Source organism: Spirosoma fluminis (assembly GCF_054778895.1).
Genome location: NZ_BAAGZD010000045.1, coordinates 95,942 through 114,110, shown reverse-complemented (window position 1 = coordinate 114,110; position 18,169 = coordinate 95,942). Strand labels below are relative to the sequence as shown.

11 protein-coding genes are annotated in these 18,169 nt (G+C 50.1%); 5 read left to right on the top strand and 6 right to left on the bottom strand.

Annotated elements, in window-relative coordinates:
• The first annotated feature begins 124 nt into the window (after positions 1-124).
• Positions 125-565: a hypothetical protein gene (locus tag ACYVBJ_RS27620; RefSeq protein WP_460985525.1), complete on the top strand. Its 441-nt coding sequence runs from the start codon at positions 125-127 to the stop codon at positions 563-565.
• A 197-nt stretch (positions 566-762) separates the two neighbouring features.
• On the opposite strand, the gene ACYVBJ_RS27615 is transcribed toward ACYVBJ_RS27620, so the two are convergent.
• Together ACYVBJ_RS27615 and ACYVBJ_RS27610 are read right to left on the bottom strand one after the other, a co-directional pair.
• On the bottom strand, positions 763-1,623 hold the full coding sequence (locus ACYVBJ_RS27615) for a M23 family metallopeptidase (RefSeq protein ID WP_460985524.1): 861 nt from the start codon (positions 1,621-1,623) through the stop codon (positions 763-765).
• Between the two features lie 141 nt (positions 1,624-1,764).
• Positions 1,765-4,254, bottom strand: a complete 2,490-nt coding sequence (locus ACYVBJ_RS27610) for an outer membrane beta-barrel protein (RefSeq protein WP_460985523.1) — start codon at positions 4,252-4,254, stop codon at positions 1,765-1,767.
• A gap of 243 nt (positions 4,255-4,497) precedes the next feature.
• On the opposite strand from ACYVBJ_RS27610, the gene ACYVBJ_RS27605 reads away from it, so the two are divergent.
• Positions 4,498-4,908, top strand: a complete 411-nt coding sequence (locus tag ACYVBJ_RS27605) for a hypothetical protein (RefSeq protein ID WP_460985522.1) — start codon at positions 4,498-4,500, stop codon at positions 4,906-4,908.
• Between the two features lie 209 nt (positions 4,909-5,117).
• Here the strand turns inward: ACYVBJ_RS27605 and ACYVBJ_RS27600 are convergent, their stop codons facing one another.
• The 4 genes from ACYVBJ_RS27600 to ACYVBJ_RS27585 all read right to left on the bottom strand — a co-directional run bounded on the left by ACYVBJ_RS27600 (position 5,118) and on the right by ACYVBJ_RS27585 (position 10,639).
• Positions 5,118-5,831, bottom strand: coding sequence for an outer membrane beta-barrel protein (locus tag ACYVBJ_RS27600; protein ID WP_460985521.1), 714 nt, complete (start codon positions 5,829-5,831; stop codon positions 5,118-5,120).
• A gap of 310 nt (positions 5,832-6,141) precedes the next feature.
• The gene (rodA, locus tag ACYVBJ_RS27595; protein WP_460985520.1) at positions 6,142-7,422 is read right to left on the bottom strand and encodes a rod shape-determining protein RodA; all 1,281 of its coding nucleotides are present in this window, start codon (positions 7,420-7,422) and stop codon (positions 6,142-6,144) included.
• Positions 7,423-7,499: 77 nt separating this feature from the next.
• Entirely contained in the window at positions 7,500-9,470 is a 1,971-nt protein-coding gene (locus tag ACYVBJ_RS27590; protein ID WP_460985519.1) for a penicillin-binding transpeptidase domain-containing protein, read from the bottom strand.
• Between the two features lie 143 nt (positions 9,471-9,613).
• A complete protein-coding gene (locus ACYVBJ_RS27585) occupies positions 9,614-10,639 on the bottom strand; it encodes an SMP-30/gluconolactonase/LRE family protein (protein ID WP_460985518.1) in 1,026 nt (341 codons plus the stop codon).
• 466 nt (positions 10,640-11,105) lie between these two features.
• Here ACYVBJ_RS27585 and ACYVBJ_RS27580 point away from each other — a divergent pair, with 466 nt between their 5' ends.
• The 3 genes from ACYVBJ_RS27580 (at position 11,106) to ACYVBJ_RS27570 (ending at position 18,122) form a co-directional block, all read left to right on the top strand.
• Positions 11,106-14,906, top strand: coding sequence for a T9SS type A sorting domain-containing protein (locus ACYVBJ_RS27580; protein WP_460985517.1), 3,801 nt, complete (start codon positions 11,106-11,108; stop codon positions 14,904-14,906).
• A gap of 230 nt (positions 14,907-15,136) precedes the next feature.
• Entirely contained in the window at positions 15,137-17,179 is a 2,043-nt protein-coding gene (locus ACYVBJ_RS27575) for a beta strand repeat-containing protein (RefSeq protein ID WP_460985516.1), read from the top strand.
• 292 nt (positions 17,180-17,471) lie between these two features.
• The gene (locus ACYVBJ_RS27570) at positions 17,472-18,122 is read left to right on the top strand and encodes an oxidoreductase (protein ID WP_460985515.1); all 651 of its coding nucleotides are present in this window, start codon (positions 17,472-17,474) and stop codon (positions 18,120-18,122) included.
• Positions 18,123-18,169: the final 47 nt, after the last annotated feature.

The window sequence follows — 18,169 nt, the reverse complement described above, 5'->3', positions numbered from 1 at the left end:
TTATCAATTTAACCGGATTTTATTCAGAATAATATTTTGTTTCACTTAATAGACGCACTTGCACTCTGCAAACTTCGCAGTACATTTGTGCGTTCAATAATTGCAAACAAAATAGAACAAAACAATGAAATCGCGTGTTATCTTTGCGTCGTTGATTCTTGGATTAGGATTAGTGACATTCGGAGCAACCGCGGCTACCACCACCAACACTGATGATAGCCCGGCAGCCAACAAGCCGGCAAGTGCTATGCTTGTTAACGGTTCAGAAAAGCAGTTCGCTGCTTACGTTGAGCAATACGTTATCAAGTCGAAACACAACACCAACTGGCAAAACTTTATGAGTGTTGTTTCGTTGTACAACCAGAACCCGGCGAATTTGCTGCAACTCAGCGCCACCGACCGGGCCAAATTCAACGAAGCGACTGTCCAGGTAAATAACGTACTGGCAAAGCAGAAATCAGCCGAAGCCAACCGTTGGATGACGCAGGCCAATCACACGGCCCGCATGATTAACTTCCTCTGGGATATTGATCGGTCAAACAACGAATCGCTTGACAACCAGTAGTTTAAAATAAATACTGATTTAGTCAGGTATTTGGAACAGAAAAGGGTAAAAGTTAGTTTTTCATGTAGAAAAGGTTAAGGGTTTAGGAATAGTCAGTATAAGGTTCTCCGCTCAGATCGGGGAACCTTATCTTTTTTAGACCTATTTCATACGTAATAACGTAAGTCAGCGAACCGCCAAACTGAATTGCCTGGCCGTCATTTAACGTCGGGAAGCTCCGACGGATCGACCAGCAAATAACCGGGATTTATACAGGCTCCGTGCCAGCGGACGCCGAAGTGTAAGTGGGGGCCGGTCACCCGCCCCGTTTCTCCGACAACACCGATTTTCTCTCCTTTTTTGACCGTTTGATTCGGCTTTACTGTATAACTTTTGAGGTGAAAGTATTCGGTGATCAGGCCGTTACCGTGGTCTATAAAAACGGCATTACCACTATAAAACAGATTCGCAGCCAGCACCACCCGCCCATTGCCCGCACTGAGAACCGATTTTCCGGCCGTTACCGGATAGTCCTGCCCCGTATGCCGATCGCGGGGTTGCCCATCGAAGGTGCGGCAGGCTCCAAAGTTCCCCTCACCTTTGGGTAATGGATCGGCGGGTTTTCCAACGGGCAAATCAAACACAGCAGGCCGCACATCCGCTTTATACGTAATAATTGGATTCACGACAGCGGCTTCCTTAGCAGCCCTGGCCTGATTCTGCGCCGATACGTTTACGTACTCTTTCTTAGGGAAATTTTTAATATCCTCTTGTTTACAGGGCTTCTCTGTGACAGTTAGCTTTGCGCTTTCGAGCTTACCACCCGTCGTCCGGCGCGAGATTGTATACGTTCCCGCTTTCATATCCATATCGACGGGATAATAGCAGGTGCCGTTAACTGCCGCCCAGGCGCGTTTCTCGAAGCTGCACCGCAGGCAGTTTCCGGCCCAGCGGGCTATTTCGCCCTGCGCAGCACTCACAGATTTCGACGACGTAGTACCATCGGTCTTTGCCGACTGCGCAAATGTAGTCAAGGACGTAGCAAAGCACAGAATAACCGATAAGAATAAGGTTTTCATGGTAAGTTGAGGCTAGATGTTAGTTAAACCGTTAAGACTTAACTGCAATAGTCCTTATCCGGTTTGCCGAAAATCAGCTCACAAAAAAGCCAGCCCTCAAAATGGGACTGGCTTTCACGTTTTCTTAACCTAAACTAATCTTTAATTTCCGGCTTTCACCCGTTCCTGCTCGGCTGAAGTAGCTGAATTCCGTTGGCGGGCACTCTTTACGTTCTGATTGCCAAACCGATAGCTGAAGGTGAGCATGGCCCGGCGGCTTTCCCAGCGCGACGCGACCCGGAAGTTGATGTCCTGAACCACGGCCCGTCCTCTGAACTGGTTGAGCCAGAATGGATCACTCACGTTCAGTTTCAGACTTCCTTTGCCGTCCATCACTTTCTTCTGTAAGCCGAGGCTGAAAGCACCCATTGGCTGCGCCCGGTAGAACCCGTATTGTGAGGCCGAGTTATACCAACCCGATACTTCGGCAGTCACCGATTTGCTCAGCGTAAAGTTCTGCGACGTGTACAGGTTGTAGGCCGCCAGCTTTACTTCATACGGTGTTCCCGAATAAAATGTCTTGTAGTGCGTGTAGTATACACTGAAGTTATTCTGCATTCTCCACCACTTTGCAATGGTTACGGGAAAGCTGACATTCAGGTTTACGTTGTCCAGGTTTCCCAGGTTTTCGGGCGTAACATACGTAATGTTTTCGGCAGGGATCTGGCGGGGCGTTTCCTGGTTAATGAAATCGCTCGTGCGGCTAAAACCCAGCGTCGTTGTGAATGCTCCTTTATAGACGTGCGTCAGTTCGACCGAATTTGTGTACTGGGGCCGCAGGAACGGGTTCCCCTTCTGGTACGTATACGGGTCGAGGTAGAACACAAACGGGTTCAGATTCTGGTAATCGGGCCGGTCGATACGGCGGCTGTACGAGAAATTCAGGACATTGTTGGTGTCGAGCTGCCGCGACAAGAACAGCGTTGGAAACAGATTCAGATAGTTCCGATCGACCTGCTGATTCAACGTAACAGAGGTTCCGATCGAGTGAGTATATTCGGCCCGTAAACCCGCCTGTACTTTCAGCTTACGCCCCAGCTTGCCCGCGTAGTTCAGATAAGCCGCGTTGATATTCTCATCGTATTTGAACTGATTCGACCGGCTCGCGTCGAACAACCACTGGCGGGTTTCCTGCTGCAACGTATCGTAAATGGTGTTGTTATCGGCCTTCACGAAGCTGCTTTTCAGACCAGCTTCCAGCTTACTGCCATTTTTCATCGGGTGTACGTAATCCGTTTTGAACGCCATAATGTTGATTATCGATGGCATGTTGTTTCGTACATCCTGATTGGGGCGAATTATTTCACTGGTGACAGGGCCATAATAAACCGTGCTCAGGTTGTTGTTGTTGGTCCCGCCGTAGTGGACATAGTCGGCATCGACGGTCAGTTCACGACCTTTTCCATCGAATTCATATTTATAGTTGACGTTGCCCGTTACGTTCGACAGAAACCGTTGCGCATCCGTTTTGGTCGACGGCATGCTGGTGAGCTGACGGTTTTCGTTACGGATCATCGTGTTGTTGATTCCACTCGACTGCCAGTCGTTGGAGAATCCATTAACCAATACGCCAATTGTGCTCTTTTTGCTCAGGAAATAATCTAAACCGGCTTTGTACGAATGGCCGACGAACTGACTCGGGCGGGCTGACAGCTGGTCGAAATACGTTACGCGGCCGTTGTAGGGAATCTCGCGGTTGATTTCGTTCGAGTTGAAGCTCTGCCGGTTCGTGTAGCTATAGTTTCCGAACAGGTTAACCTTGCCATCGCGGTGGTTCAGGTTCAGTGACGTATTAAACTTAGGCAGATCTTCGCGGGCTCCGTTTATGTTGTTGGCCCAGCCGTAGCCCGTGCCGACGATAAACATACCGTTGGTGCCGAAGTTTTTGTTCTTTTTCATCTTGATATTGATGATTCCGGAATTACCAGCCGCATCGTATTTGGAACCCGGATTCGTGATGATCTCAATAGAGGCAATGTTATCACTAGGCGTATTTTTCAACAGATTCGATACTTCCTGCTGAGACAGGTACGTCTGTTTACCATCGATGTAAACGATTACGCCTGCCTTCCCTTTTAGCTGAATCTGATCGTTCTGGCGGTCAATGGTTACGCCGGGCGCTTTTTCCAGTACTTCGAGGGCGGTGTTGCCACTCGCTACGATGCTGTTTTCAACGTTTACGACCGTGCGGTCGACCTGCTGTTCGATGAAGGGCTTCTGAGCCACAACTTTAACTTCAGTCAGATTTTTCGTTTCATCAGTCATCGCCAGCGCGGGTAACTCAACGGCTGGATGGGTTTCATCGACAGCGAACGGAGCGCTATACGTTTTGCGGTACCCGATCTGCTGGGCGGCCACCAGATACTGGCCAGCACCTACATTCTCGAACGCATACTTACCATCGGGGTCACTAATTGCTCCCTTTACCAACGTAGAGTCTTTGGCTTTCAGGAGCATCATGGTTGTAAATTCAAGGGGTTTTCCGGCAGTTGTTCCTACCTGACCGTTTACAGTCCCCCGCGTTAAAGCCTGCCCAAACGCTGTTGTCAGCATTGTCAGCGTGATTACCAGTAAGGAGAAGGTCGTTTTCATATGGATTACTTTTTACAAAGTCGCTTGTATCTGTCATCAAGTACATGGCAAAGGTAGGTAGTATGTATCACAAAGTACCTGTTCTTACACAAGCGGTCTGAACGGCAGGATAAGCGGATTTAAAGAGTTGATGGGTGTATTGGAGGGGCAGTTTCCGACAAAAGACAGGCGAACGGAGCCGGACGTTGCATAGCGCTGCAACTTTTTTAACTACTTTGTCTTCATCATGACAACCGCAAAAGTATGGCGTTTCTCCATATAGGCTGGGCCTTGCTCAACATCGCTTTAGTAACCGGTCTTTTTTATATTTCGTACCGAAACTTCGTCGCGTTCACGAAACACAATGGCTATCTGCCCAGTGGTATACTTTTCCTCTTAACGGTTTCCATGTGCCAAGTCTCGAACAGGCCTAACGCCAATCAGGAGAATAAAGGCCTGTTTCAACAAACCGTTCGATTGCCTAATACGTCTATTAGTTGGTACCGATCTGGCAATGCAAAACTGATTGATCTACCTACTTTTACTTTAACTCAGTCGGTCATTATGTCGCCCAAAGGGCAGTGCGACTCGGTTCAGGTTAGCAGCACTGTCGGTTTAAGCGGTTTTGTTTCCGGGGTTTACTGGCTTCCGGCGTATACGACGGCTACGGTTTGATCGAAAGACCTCGTCGCTTTTTCGACCAGTGGTGTATTTGAGTGGCGGCTCCTTAATTTTCCGGTTTACGGTCAAGCTGAGCATTTTAAAGGCCGTCTTACTTTAACCGAATCCAGGTTCCAGGGCACCGACTGATTGCAGAATACGATTAGCCATTCAATCACGCATTCAGCGAATCAGCCGGTTGCAGAGCTTCCTAGCCAGACACTTTATAATTTTAAGCCCACCACCCAGACGCTGGCGTCTGGACCTTGTCCGGCTTTGAAGGGACTATTTGGCTCATAGCGGCCAAACAGCTTCAACTCGTTGCGAAAGCCAATTTCGCTTGTTACTCCCCAACGAACCGGATTCAGGTTAAATGAACCGTGTGTCCGTACCGATGATCCCCCAACGGGCTTCACTTTTGTATAGCTATCCAGGCGTGTACCGACGTATCCACCGGCGGCAAACGTTAATCCTGACTTGAAGCGCAGGCTTAGCATCACCGGTAAGTTAAGCTGGGTTGTTACCAGTTTAGATTTGTGCAGTTCGGTCGTAACAGGCTCAACAATGAGCTGGTCGTTACGTTCCACGAGGGTGTTGTTTCCCTCAAACATGAAATTGTTCCAGGCGATTTCGGGACCGGCTACCAAACGAAGCTTCGTTGGGCCTTTTGCGATAAGCGGAATTCGTTTCTGCCATCCCAGCGCGATGAACCGTGAGCCTATCGGCCGAAGCTCATAACCCGCGGGAAGCGATCCACTAAAGTTATTAACGCCAATGTAAATGCTGAAATCGCTGGTTACGCGTTCGGCGGCTCTCCAGCGCTTGTGCGTAGTGGTTGATGTCGAGTCGGTAGTGACCGTTACAACGGTGATTTGAGCAAACGAAGCGGTTGACGTGGCGAAAAGGGCTGTGGCGATGATGTGTTTGAAGGCGTTCATGGCAGTAGTCGAATTTTAATATTTCGTGAAATTGACGTTGTCTTTACGTTCGAATCAGTCTTTGTTGTGCTGTTTGACCAGTAGATGAATGAATAAGTCGCGGAGGTTGCACGAGAGCTAAAAAATTTGTGAAGATTTTTTGCGGCCACAAAAAAAGCCCTCAGGAGTGAGGGCTAATGCTGTATTTTTATTCATAAAACCTATTGACAAACCTTTGAATTTCACCCTTTTGCTGACGCTCAACCTTGTTAATAATCATATTCAAGCCTAGGCAGAGACCTCTACGGAAAGTCGGGGTTTGTTTCTGAAGTTATCTACGCATGAGGGCCGTACGACGAGAGTCCAGCTTCAGGAAGATAAACAACAGGATGGAGAACGACCATAGCGACGAACCGCCGTAACTGAAAAACGGCAGCGGGATACCAATAACGGGCATCAGGCCAATAGTCATCCCAATGTTCACCATTACGTGGAAAAAGATGATACCAGCCACGCAATAGCCGTACACACGCGCAAACTTGCTACGTTGCTTTTCGGCCAGGAGCACAATACGGGATAACAATCCGATAAACAAGGCAATGACCAGGGCACTGCCAATAAAGCCGTGCTCCTCCCCAATTGTACAAAAGATAAAATCTGTGCTTTGTTCCGGTACGAAATCAAACTTGGTCTGTGTACCTTCCAGAAAACCTTTGCCCTCCAGTCGACCGGACCCGATGGCAATTTTCGCCTGCGTTACGTTCCAGCCTACCCCGAGCGGATCAATGGTTGGGTCTACCAGAACTTTGATCCGGTTACGCTGGTGTTTCTGGAGTACATTGTTCACAAAAAAGTCAACACCGGTTACGAAAACCATCATGCCTAGGCCAACTAAACCCATAGCTATGATGGTGCTGCGAGTGCGGTTATAGCGTGGCATCAGCAAAATAATGATCAGCAGCAAGACAACGATACCGGCGAAAATGTAGAGCTTGGCAAATACCAGGGCCAGCACGAACAAAGCCGCCATCGTTATTCCCAGGCCGGGAATCCAGCTGGGCAAGCCCTCGCGGTAAAGCATGATCACGAAGGAAGCGAACACGAGCGTAGAACCGGTTTCGTTAGAAGCCAGAATCAGAATACAGGGCAGCACAATGATTCCCCCGATGTACATCAGGTCTTTTTGCTTGGACAGGTTGATACCGGGGTTGTCCAGGTACTTGGCCAGCGCCAGCGCGGTTGCTACTTTGGCGAACTCGGCCGGTTGGATAGAAAACGACCCAAACTTGAACCACGACCGCGACCCGTTTATATTGCTTCCGGCGACCAGCACCAACAAAAGCATCAGGATCATAAACGCGTAGAAGACATAGGCAAACGAGTCGAAAAACTTATGGTTTATAACCAGAATGCAGATGATTAGAATTACCGTTGTACCAATCCACATCATTTGCTTACCAGCATTGGAAGAAAAATCAAACAGGCTGGTATGATCTTCGGGACTGTACACGGCGGCATAGACGTTGAGCCAGCCCATGGTTACGCAGCCCAGGTACAGCACCAGCGTTAGCCAGTCGATGTTTTGCGAGAAAGGATCGTTATTGTGAGACACTGACTTGTGTTGATGTTATTGAACTGCTGATTTTCCCGGAATAATTCGTGTATACGAAATCAGCAAACTTGACTGCCCTAGTTTCCGCTTACGCCCGACGGTGTTGAAACAGACCTGGGTTTCGTTGCTGTCATCAGCGGTTTGGCGGCTTCCGGCTTCGGCGCAACGGGTTTGCGGGTCGAATCTTTCTTGGGTGCCGGGGCCGGTTTAGGTTTTGCTAGCTGACTGAGCGGTGGCATGTAGTTTGACGCCAGCACTTTTTCTTCCAGTTTCTTTGCCTCTGTTTTTCGTTTCAGATAGCGTTCGGCCACCAGAGCAGCTACCGATGCCGCAGCTACCCCGCCCCAGCCCGCATTTTCGACAAATACAGCCACGGCAATTTTAGGGTTATTCATCGGCGCGAAGCCAATAAAGATCGAGTGGTCAAACTTATGACCAAATTTGGCGTTCTGCGACGTACCGGTTTTGCCGCATAGATCAATTCCCGGAATATTCGCCAGAGCCGTTACAGTACCATGCGCCACCGCTCCCCGCATCCCGTCGATAATGGGCAGGTAATATTTGTAATCAATACCGGTATCATGGCGTTCGCGGTATTCGGCCGGAAGGCCAGCTCCGGGCTTACCAAAGCCTCTAATGTAATGGGGCGGTATGTACCAGCCCCGGTTGGCGATGGTAGCCGCCAGATTTACCAGTTTGAGCGGACTGATCAGTAATTCACCTTCGCCGATGCTTAATGAATAGACGTTGGAAAACTTCCACCGCAGTTCGCCTTTGTATACTTTGTCGTAATAATTCACCGTGGGCAGGTTCCCTTTCAATTCACTCGGCAGATCAACACCGAGTTTCTGGCCAATGCCAAACTTCTCAACCATATCGTGCCACTGCTGTAAGCCTACAGCCGACGCCCGGAACGTATTGGAAATTCCGTTATGGTAAATGAATTTGCGAAATACGTTGTAGAAATAAGGATTGCAGGAGTATTGCACCGCTCCCCGCAGGTTGTTGCCTCCGTGGCAGTGGCAGCGCATAGGCGACCCGCCGTGACCGTATACCGTATTTGGAAACAGCGATCCCTGCTGCTGGGCAATCAGCGCCTGAATCAGTTTAAACGTTGAACCGGGGCGGTAACTCGCCATAATCGGCCGGTTGATGAGCGGCTTGTAGGGATTCTTGACCAGGTCCCGGTAGTTCTTGGAGAAGAAGCGGCTCGATAGCTGGTTTGGGTCATACGTGGGTGCCGACACCGACACCAGAATTTCGCCCGTTGCCGGTTCCACAGCGACTACGGCACCAACCTTATTCATCATCAGGCTATCGGCATACCGCTGCACCTCTACGTCGATGCCCGTAATCAGGTTCTGTCCGGCTACAGCCGCCGTATCATAAGCCCCGTTTTTCCAGGAGCCTTTGTTAACCCCCCGCACGTTCTGCATCATGAACTTGACTCCCCGCCTACCACGCAACTGCTCTTCGTACTGCTCTTCCAGGCCATTGTGACCGATGTAATCGCCCTGCCGGTAGTAGGAAATCTCCTGTTCTTCGAGCTGTTTTTTGCTGATTTCGCTGACGTATCCCAGCGCATTTGACATCGTATGCGCCGGATACGTACGCATGGAGCTGATCACCGGCTCAAACCCACGGTAATCGACTAGGGCATCCTGAATTCTGGCGAATTCTTCCTTAGAAAGCTGCCGCAGAAACAACGATGGTTTAAGAGGAGAATAGTTTTTAGCCAGCCCCATGATGCTGTCGAACTCGGTGCGAGTGATCTGCATCATATTGCAAAACGCGGTTGTATCCGGAATTCGCACCTGTTTGGGCGTTACGTATAAATCGTAAACAGGCGTATTGTAAACGATTAATTTGTTGTTCCGGTCGTAGATCTGGCCTCGGTACGGTATCTCAACGACCCGCTTGATCGAGTTCTTGGAAGCCCCTAATGAGTACGTATCATCCAGCACCTGCAGGTAGAACAGTCGGGCCAGATAGGCTAACCCAACCAAGCAAAAAACACCGATAATAACATACTTCCGATTCTCCAACATGCGACCTGACTCTTATAAACAAGCTACGTATTCTCTACAAAGTTAGAGCATTAGTGCTGGATAATGAACAATGCCGAATGAATAATAAATCAGCTAATGCCGGAGAAATTCTGCATTGTACAATACGTATTATTCGTTGGCTTTCACCAACCTTTTGCGTTTGTTTTGATCCGGCATAGGTACATATCAGCGGTGATATAAAGCGTAGATCCGTCATCACCCCAGGCGCAGTTCGCCGTGGCGACGCCGGTTTTGATATGTCCCAGAAACTCACCTGCTGCCGATAAGACCAGCACCCCACCTGGCCCCGTCACCCACAAGTTGCCGGACCGATCTACTTTCATGCCGTCGAAGCCACCTTCGAGGCCCTGCTTCTTCAAGCCATCCGATCCAAACACCACCCGGCCTGTACCTAATGAGCCATCTGTTTGTAGCGGATACGCCATCACAACGGGCCGCTTCGGGTCGGACTGCGCTACGTAAAGGGTGCGTTCGTCGGGCGAAAGTGCTACGCCGTTCGGGCGGGTCAGATCACTTACGGCAAGCGACACCTGTCCGGGTCTGCCCTCCCGTTCGGGCGCAATCCGGTACACGCCGTAGGCTTCCACCTCTCGGTTGGTATCGTTTTCGCCTTTCTGCATCCCGTAGGGCGGATCGGTGAAGAAAAAACTGCCATCAGAATGAGCCACTACGTCATTCGGGCTGTTAAAACGCTTGCCATTATAACGATCCGCCAGGGTGCGCTTGCCGCCACTACCGTCTAAAGGCATAGCTGATACCCGCCGGTCACCGTGTTCGCAGGCAATGAGCCGCCCTTGCTGGTCGAGGGTCAGGCCATTGGAACCTGGTTCGCCCCCATACGCTCCTAGACCCGTGTAGCCCGAGGGCTTCAAAAAAGGAGTAACGCCTTCTTTTTCGGTCCATTTATAAATGGTGTTCTGCGGTACGTCCGAAAACAAAAGGTATCGACCATTCTTAACCCATACTGGCCCTTCGGACCAGACGAACCCGCTGGCCAGCACCTCAATTTTGGCATCTTCAGGAATAAGCTGATCAAGTCGTGGATCAAGCCGTATAACCTGACCGATAGTTGGGTACGGCGTGGACTGAGCCTGAATAGAACCGGAGACATTGAGCAGCCAACCTGCTATGAGAAGAAAACGAAGCATGGGTGTAAAAACGAAAGTATGAGTTGATTTAAAGATAGAGTTACAGTCGAAATCAATATAATTTATCAGCAAAAATTTATAAAAATACCTTGAATTACATATAGGACGCTTGTTACATTGTACTTACCTTGCACTTGTTCCTCAATAAGATAAAGACTTGTTTAGTAAATGGTTAGTCAAATTTTCAAAAACAGTAAATTTCAGTAATTACCTATTATTTTGTTACCTATTTTATTATTTAGTTTCATAATTAAACTTCAATTTAATGCATTCAAACGTTTACTCCGCACCTCTTTCTTCGCTACGTCGCCAGCTTGTTCCTGGCGATGACCGATTTCTATCAGAGTCCAATCTAACTGATAAACTTGGTTCGTTCTTACGCTTACTTAGTCGCCTACGGACTATCCACAAACACTGGCAGCTCCTTCTTGCATGGTTGCTGTGCATGACACTATCAGTAAATATAATGGCTCAAGCACCCAACGGAGTAACGGTGGCAGCTAATCAGCTTAATCAACCGACAGGCGTATCTGTGGATGCATCAGGTAACATTTTTGTGGTTGATCAGTACAATAACCGCATTCGGAAGTTCCCTTCAAATTCTACGGCAGCCACTACTGGCACTATTGTAGCTGGAAACTCCAATTATGGCTTTGAAGCTGAACGGCTTGCAGCTCCTACAGGTGTGTATGTAGATGGATCGGGTAACATATATGTAGCCGATTACGCTAACAATCGAATTCAGAAATGGGCATCAGGTGCCACTTCTGGTACTACTGTTGCGGGAAGCAATACTAATCAGAACGGTAACGCAGCCAATCGGCTAAATGGCCCAAGAGGAGTATATGTAGATGCAGCAGGCAATATTTATGTAGCTGATTATAACAACCATCGTATACAAAAATTCCCACCCAACTCGACTGTTGGCACTTCGGCCACAACCATAGCAGGGATTACAGGCAGCAGCGGCAGTGCAGCCAATCAATTATCTTATCCAAGTGGGTTATATGGGTACGGAGGGAACGTTTATGTTGCTGATGCAAATAACAACCGCATCCAGAAATTTTCTGCTAACTCGACTTCGGGCACTTCCGGCACTACTGTAGCCGGGAGTAGTACCAATCAGAGTGGAGCTGCAGCCAATCGACTAAATAATCCTAGAGGAGTATATATAGATGCAACAGGTAATCTTTACGTTGCCGATGCAAATAATAACCGCATTCAGAACTTCGGTCCCAACTCGACTTCGGCCACTTCGGGAACCACCGTAGCGGGGGGCGGTAGCACTGGCACTCAAAGTGGTTCTGGAGCTAATCAACTAAATAACCCGAATGGAGTATATGTAGATGCAGCAGGTAACGTTTATGTAGCCGATACGCAAAATAATCGCGTCCAAAAGTTTCTTCCTTTAGTAGTTGCCCCTACTCTAAGCGGTCTTTCGGCTAGTCCCAACCCTATCTGTGCGGGTCAGTCTATTACCTTTACTGCCACCGTTGGCAATACAACTGGTACGTATAATTATACACTTACTAACGCAGCAGGCACGAGTCAAACCATCAGCAGTTCGTCAGGCACTAATTTTAATCAAAATTTGACCGCCAGCGGCTCGGGGTTGCAGACGTTCACGTTAACTGTTGCGACGACTGCTGGTTCAGCTTCAGGCACCGTAGGAGTCACGGTTAACGCCCTGCCCACCCCCACCATCACCAACCTGGCCAGCGCCTACTGTCAGGATGCCCAACCCGTTAGCCTGATAGGAGTACCGACTGGGGGAACGTTCACCGTCGATGGTAACAACGCCACTCAGCTTGACCCCGCCAGCTTAAGCGTGGGTAACCACACGGTGCGCTACACTGTCACCAACAACAGTGGCTGTATAGATTTTGCCGAGCAGACAGTCGAGATCAAGGCACTGCCCACCCCAGAGATCACGGGGCTGGCCAGTAGCTATTGTAAGGACGCTCAGGCCGTTACCCTGATGGGTAGCCCTTCAGAAGGTGGTGTGTTCACCGTCGATGAGGAGACGGCTACACTGTTTAGCCCCACCAGCTTAAGCGTGGGTACTCACACGGTCCGCTACACGGTGACCACCAACGGCTGCATAGGCTTCACTGAGCAGACGGTCGAGATCAAGGCCCTGCCTACTCCCGAAATTAGGAGGCTGGCCGCTGCCTACTGTCAGGATGCCCAACCCGTTAGCCTGACAGGGGCACCGACCGGAGGAACGTTCACCATCGATGGTCAGACAGCCACCCAGCTTGACCCCGCCAGCTTAAGCGTGGGCAATCACACCGTGCGCTACACCGTCACCAACAACAGTGGCTGTACGGGCTTTGCCGAGCAGACAGTCGAGATCAAAGCACTGCCCACCCCAGAGATTACGGGGCTGGCCAGTGCTTACTGTAAGGATGCTCAGGCAGTCACCCTAACGGGCACGCCCACCGAAGGCGGGGTGTTCACTATTGATGGTGAGCCAGCTACGCTGTTTAGCCCTGTCAGTTTAAGTGTGGGTAACCACACAGTCCGTTACCGGGTGACGACTAACGGTTGTTCGGCCACCGCCCGGCAGACGGTCGAGGTCAAGGCACTGCCTACGCCTGAGATCAGGAGGCTGGCCGCTGCCTACTGTCAGGATGCCCAACCCGTTAGCCTGACAGGGGCACCGACCGGGGGAACGTTCACCATCGACGGCCAGACGGCCACTCAGCTTGACCCCGCCAGCTTAAGCGTGGGCAATCACACCGTGCGCTACACCGTCACCAACAACAGTGGCTGTACGGGCTTTGCCGAGCAGACAGTCGAGATCAAAGCACTGCCCACCCCAGAGATTACGGGGCTGGCCAGTGCTTACTGCAAGGATGCTCAGGCGGTAACCCTAACGGGCACGCCCACCGAAGGCGGGGTGTTCACTATTGACGGAGAGACAGCTACGCTGTTTAGCCCTGTCAGTTTAAGTGTGGGTAACCACACAGTCCGTTACCGGGTGACGACTAACGGTTGTTCGGCCACCGCCCGGCAGACGGTCGAGATCAAGGCACTACCTACTCCGACTATCACCGCTGGCCTAGCCAATGCCTATTGTAAGGATGCTCAGGCAGTCACCTTAACGGGTACCCCTTCGGAAGTCGGTGTGTTCACCATCGATGGTCAGACAGCGACCAGCCTTACGCCGGCCAGTTTGAGCGTGGGTACTCACACGGTCCGCTACACGGTGACCACAAACGGCTGCTCAGGATTTACTGAGCAGACGGTCGAGATCAAGGCCCTGCCTACTCCCACCATCACCGGCCTGGTCAGTGCTTACTGCAAGGATGCCCAGGCCGTCACCCTAGCAGGCACACCCACCGAGGGCGGGGTCTTCACCGTTGATGGTCAGACGGCGACCAGCTTTACGCCGGCCAGTTTGAGCGTGGGTACTCACACGGTCCGCTACATGGTGACCACCAACGGCTGTTCGGGTTTCACCGAGCAGAGCGTGGAGATTAAGCAAGTAGTTTCTCCTACTCTCATGAACAGTGGTCCGCTCTCGTTCACCAATACTCCTGTGACTCTCACGGCTACCGGAGGCACTAGCTACAGCTTCAGCACTGGGGCTAACCAGCAGGGCAATGGCCCGATCGCTACGGTCACTACCCCCGGCATCTACTCTGTTACCGCTACTCTCAACGGCTGCTCAGGCACTGCCTCCACCACCGTTACCGGAGGTAACAACCCCACCGTCTGCCGGGGTGGAACCGCCGTCATTAGTGTGGCTGTAAGCGGTGATCCAGTCAAGTATGAGTGGTACAAGAACAGCCTGACTACTCCCAAGCTCATGGAAACCCCCCAGCTTTTCCGGGGCACAGCCACCTCCAGCCTGACCTTGATCAACGCCCAGAGCAACACCCAGGGTAACTTCTATCTGAAGGTGACTGAGCGATCGGGTACCATCACCATCTATGGTCCTTACCGGCTGACGGTGGATGCCAGCTGCCGGGCTCGAGAACTGGCTGTGGAAACCCTAGCCGAAGCAGGATTAGGCCTGACCCTGCTGGGTAACCCCTTAGTTGATGGGCATCTGAAAGCAGTGGTGAAGGGAGCCGCCGGCCAACGCTTACAGCTTGATCTGCGGGACAGCCAGGGTCGCCCGGTGCGGAGTCAGCAGTGGCAGCAGGCCGAGGGTGAGCAGGTGGTGGAGTGGGACCTGAGTCAGCAGCCAGCGGGTCTGTACCTGCTGCAAGCCCAGACTGCACAGCACACTCTGCAACACAAGCTCATCAAGCAATAGCTTATATTAGGCCACTAAATAAATTATAAAGTTACTTGTTAACTAATAACTATTTTAAGTTGCTTAACTCCTTAACTGTGAGTAACCTTGCAGACATACTGTCGACCTAACAACTGCTTAGTAGGTCGGCAGTATGCCTTACTCACATTTCAAATCTTACTTTGCTCAGTTAAGTTAGAATCAAGTAGCGTTTTACTTTTCTTGTTTACTCTGTCAATTAATTTACTTTCATGAAAAAAGTAATCCTAACCAGCGTAGCGTTGATGGCCTTTGCAGCCGCATCCTACGCCCAGATTTTTCAGAACGGCGTGCAGCAATATGCTGAGCAGGTCCGGAATGGCGAGAACCAAACTGGTGTCATTCGGCAGCAACAGCAAGGTGATACTAACTATGGTAACTATGCTATCACCTTTCAGGGTGTGCCAACCAACGCCGGTCCAAACGAAGCAAACATTACTCAAAACAGAGGTTCTCAAGGCAACCGGGCGGGTATCAGCCAGATTGGCGGTCCTGACAACCTGGCTAACATCAGCCAGACCGGTGGTTCACTAGGCTTGAGTGGTGGTGGCGTATCAGGATCGGCCACCATCGGCTCGTCGGCCGCTGATGGCAACTTTGCCGGTATCCTACAAGCAGGTAACGCCAATATCGCTTTGTTAACTCAGGATAACAATAGCCGTCGAAACGGCTCTGAGATTTATCAGAATGGCACGGGCAATGAAGCCTCGCTCAGCCAAAGCAATGGCTCAGTTAATAACCGGGGTTACATCTTTCAGGGTTACTCAGGCCAGAATATAGTAGGCACTGCCGTTACAAACGTCTTCGCTAACATCACCCAGGGACCTACTACCGCTGGCGATATCAGTCTGGGTTCGACCGTCGGCGAATCAGTCAATAGCATCGCCACTATAACCCAACTAGCCAGTAATGTAGACGCTACCATACTACAGGGAGCTACAGTAGATGGATCAGTTGGACGCGCAGACGGGGCTATAGCCAGCATCAACCAGTCGGCAGTTGCTAACACGGCTAATATTTTTCAAGGTGTAGCATCGGGCGAAGCAATAGGTAGTTCGGCCACCATTACTCAATCCAACATTGAGAACCAGGCTACCATCACTCAGGCTTATGGAATTACAGGGTCGGACAATGGAAGTGCTGCCAGCGTTAGCCAGGCAGGGAAGAGTAGTCTGGCTTTTATTCAGCAGGGCTATAACGGAGCTAGCGATCTAGGACAAGCTAGCATTACCCAAATCTCGACTAGCCAGGCTTCACAAGCCTTTATCAATCAAGGTGTTGGCGCTGGTTCTTACTCAAGCGGAGATCGCGCTACTATTTCTCAGGGTGGGCCTAACAACTTCGCCTTCATCCTACAAAATTCGGTAGATGTTGGCCTGAATGGAGAGAGCAATGGCCGATCTAACACAGCTACTATTACTCAGGCCACTACTGTTACCAATAGCAATGCTCGTATCGATCAGGGTTATACCAGCACCAATACAGGGCAGATATTGCAGACTAACCGGAATACGGCTACCATCAATCAGACTGTTGGTAACGCTCTCAATGCACGCATCAGCCAGGGTCAAACCGAGGTTGCCGATGCGGCTGGTAACATCATTGCCCTCACTGACATCGGCGGACAAGCCTTCACAATCGGTCAGTTATCCAACGATAACACCGGTAGCATCACTCAGTCAGGAGGAGTAGGCCATAATGCAGTTGTTGCTCAGCAAGGCCGCTTTAATACCGGTACTATCAATCAATCAGCCGGTTCCGGTTCATTTGGCTTAATCATCCAGTCATCGGGTTCGATCCGGGCTCGGGCAGAAATCAACCAAAGCTCAACGGGTAGCGGTAACGCAGCGACTATCCTACAGTTCACTGGTTCTAATGCTGACGGGGTGAGTGCCTTCGGTAACCAGGCTATCATCAATCAAATTAATGGGTCGAACAACATCGCCTTCCTCCAACAAGGCCGGGCAACGGATATAGCCTCGTCCAACGACAACTTCATTACGTTGACTCAGAACGGCACAGGCAACGTAACGCGGTTCCTCCAACAAGGCAACAACAACTTTGCTGACATCACCCAGAACGGTAACAACAACGTCGTTAAGGGTCAAGGTGGTGGTAACGACATTGCCTCCCAGAACGGCTACAACAACCGTCTGACGCTGATTCAGAACGGCAACTCGTCGTCTAACCTGGTGTTCTCGTACACTCAAGTGGGTAACAACAACACCCAAGTGGTGATACAAAATGCCAACTAAGTAAGTTACTGATTGGAAAGTCGGGAGTACGGAAGTCCGAATGGGTTCATTACCAATGAATTCATTCGGCTTCTGTGTTTATAAACAGTATAGTATCAACTGAATTACGCCTGATTTATAAATATACATTGTTTCATTACTTCATACGCTAACTGCCTCTGTTCGTATATGTAATGTTGTTTCAGCATCCTAAGTAAAGAAAGCAGACTAAAAAGGCGTAGAATAGATTTCGCAGTTGAGCAGCTTGGTTTGTGGGGTAAGCGACTAAATTAGCGCAAATACGCTTTTTGGCATGAATACTCCTACCTATAAGACAGCCTTGGTACTTGGTGCAACGGGGTTAATTGGCAATCTGCTGACCCATCGACTGGTCGATTCGCCTATTTATGAAAAAGTTAAAGTTCTGGTTCGCAAGTCGTTGAATTGGCAACACCCGCGCCTACAGGAAGTTCAGTTCGATTTTGATCAACCAAATGGATTGTTAACGCAAGCCGATGACATTTTTTGCTGTCTGGGAACCACCATGCGGAAAGCAGGTTCGAAACAGGCTTTTCAGAAAGTAGATTATCAATATCCGCTGGATATTGCTCGGCTGGGGCTGGCTAATGGTGCTTCACAATTTTCGATTGTAACGGCTATGGGCGCCGACCCAAAATCGGCTTTCTTCTACAACCAAGTAAAAGGGCAAGTCGAGAGAGATCTTGCGGCTTTAAATTATCCTACTCTACTCATTTTCAGGCCTTCTCTCCTGCTCGGAAACCGTAAGGAACCGCGCTTGGGCGAACGGTTGGCCGAAGGGGCTATGCGGATATTAAATCCATTAATTCCTGCCGAATATAAGGGGATCGATGCCGACAAAGTAGCTAATGCGATGCTACAAACCGCTCAGCAGAATCTGATCGGTAAACATATAGTTGAATCCGACAGACTACAGGATTATTAATTGAGTTCGTGTCACAGCGTCAAATGCACTTGACCAGTACCCCTAAT

What these genes read in the sequence shown, in the direction of transcription:
- ACYVBJ_RS27620 (WP_460985525.1), top strand. Translation starts at nt 125, where the DNA reads ATGAAATCGCGTGTTATCTTTGCGTCGTTGATTCTTGGATTAGGATTA.
- ACYVBJ_RS27615 (WP_460985524.1), bottom strand. Translation starts at nt 1,623, where the DNA reads ATGAAAACCTTATTCTTATCGGTTATTCTGTGCTTTGCTACGTCCTTG.
- ACYVBJ_RS27610 (WP_460985523.1), bottom strand. Translation starts at nt 4,254, where the DNA reads ATGAAAACGACCTTCTCCTTACTGGTAATCACGCTGACAATGCTGACA.
- ACYVBJ_RS27605 (WP_460985522.1), top strand. Translation starts at nt 4,498, where the DNA reads ATGGCGTTTCTCCATATAGGCTGGGCCTTGCTCAACATCGCTTTAGTA.
- ACYVBJ_RS27600 (WP_460985521.1), bottom strand. Translation starts at nt 5,831, where the DNA reads ATGAACGCCTTCAAACACATCATCGCCACAGCCCTTTTCGCCACGTCA.
- ACYVBJ_RS27590 (WP_460985519.1), bottom strand. Translation starts at nt 9,470, where the DNA reads ATGTTGGAGAATCGGAAGTATGTTATTATCGGTGTTTTTTGCTTGGTT.
- ACYVBJ_RS27585 (WP_460985518.1), bottom strand. Translation starts at nt 10,639, where the DNA reads ATGCTTCGTTTTCTTCTCATAGCAGGTTGGCTGCTCAATGTCTCCGGT.
- ACYVBJ_RS27580 (WP_460985517.1), top strand. Translation starts at nt 11,106, where the DNA reads ATGGCTCAAGCACCCAACGGAGTAACGGTGGCAGCTAATCAGCTTAAT.
- ACYVBJ_RS27575 (WP_460985516.1), top strand. Translation starts at nt 15,137, where the DNA reads ATGAAAAAAGTAATCCTAACCAGCGTAGCGTTGATGGCCTTTGCAGCC.
- ACYVBJ_RS27570 (WP_460985515.1), top strand. Translation starts at nt 17,472, where the DNA reads ATGAATACTCCTACCTATAAGACAGCCTTGGTACTTGGTGCAACGGGG.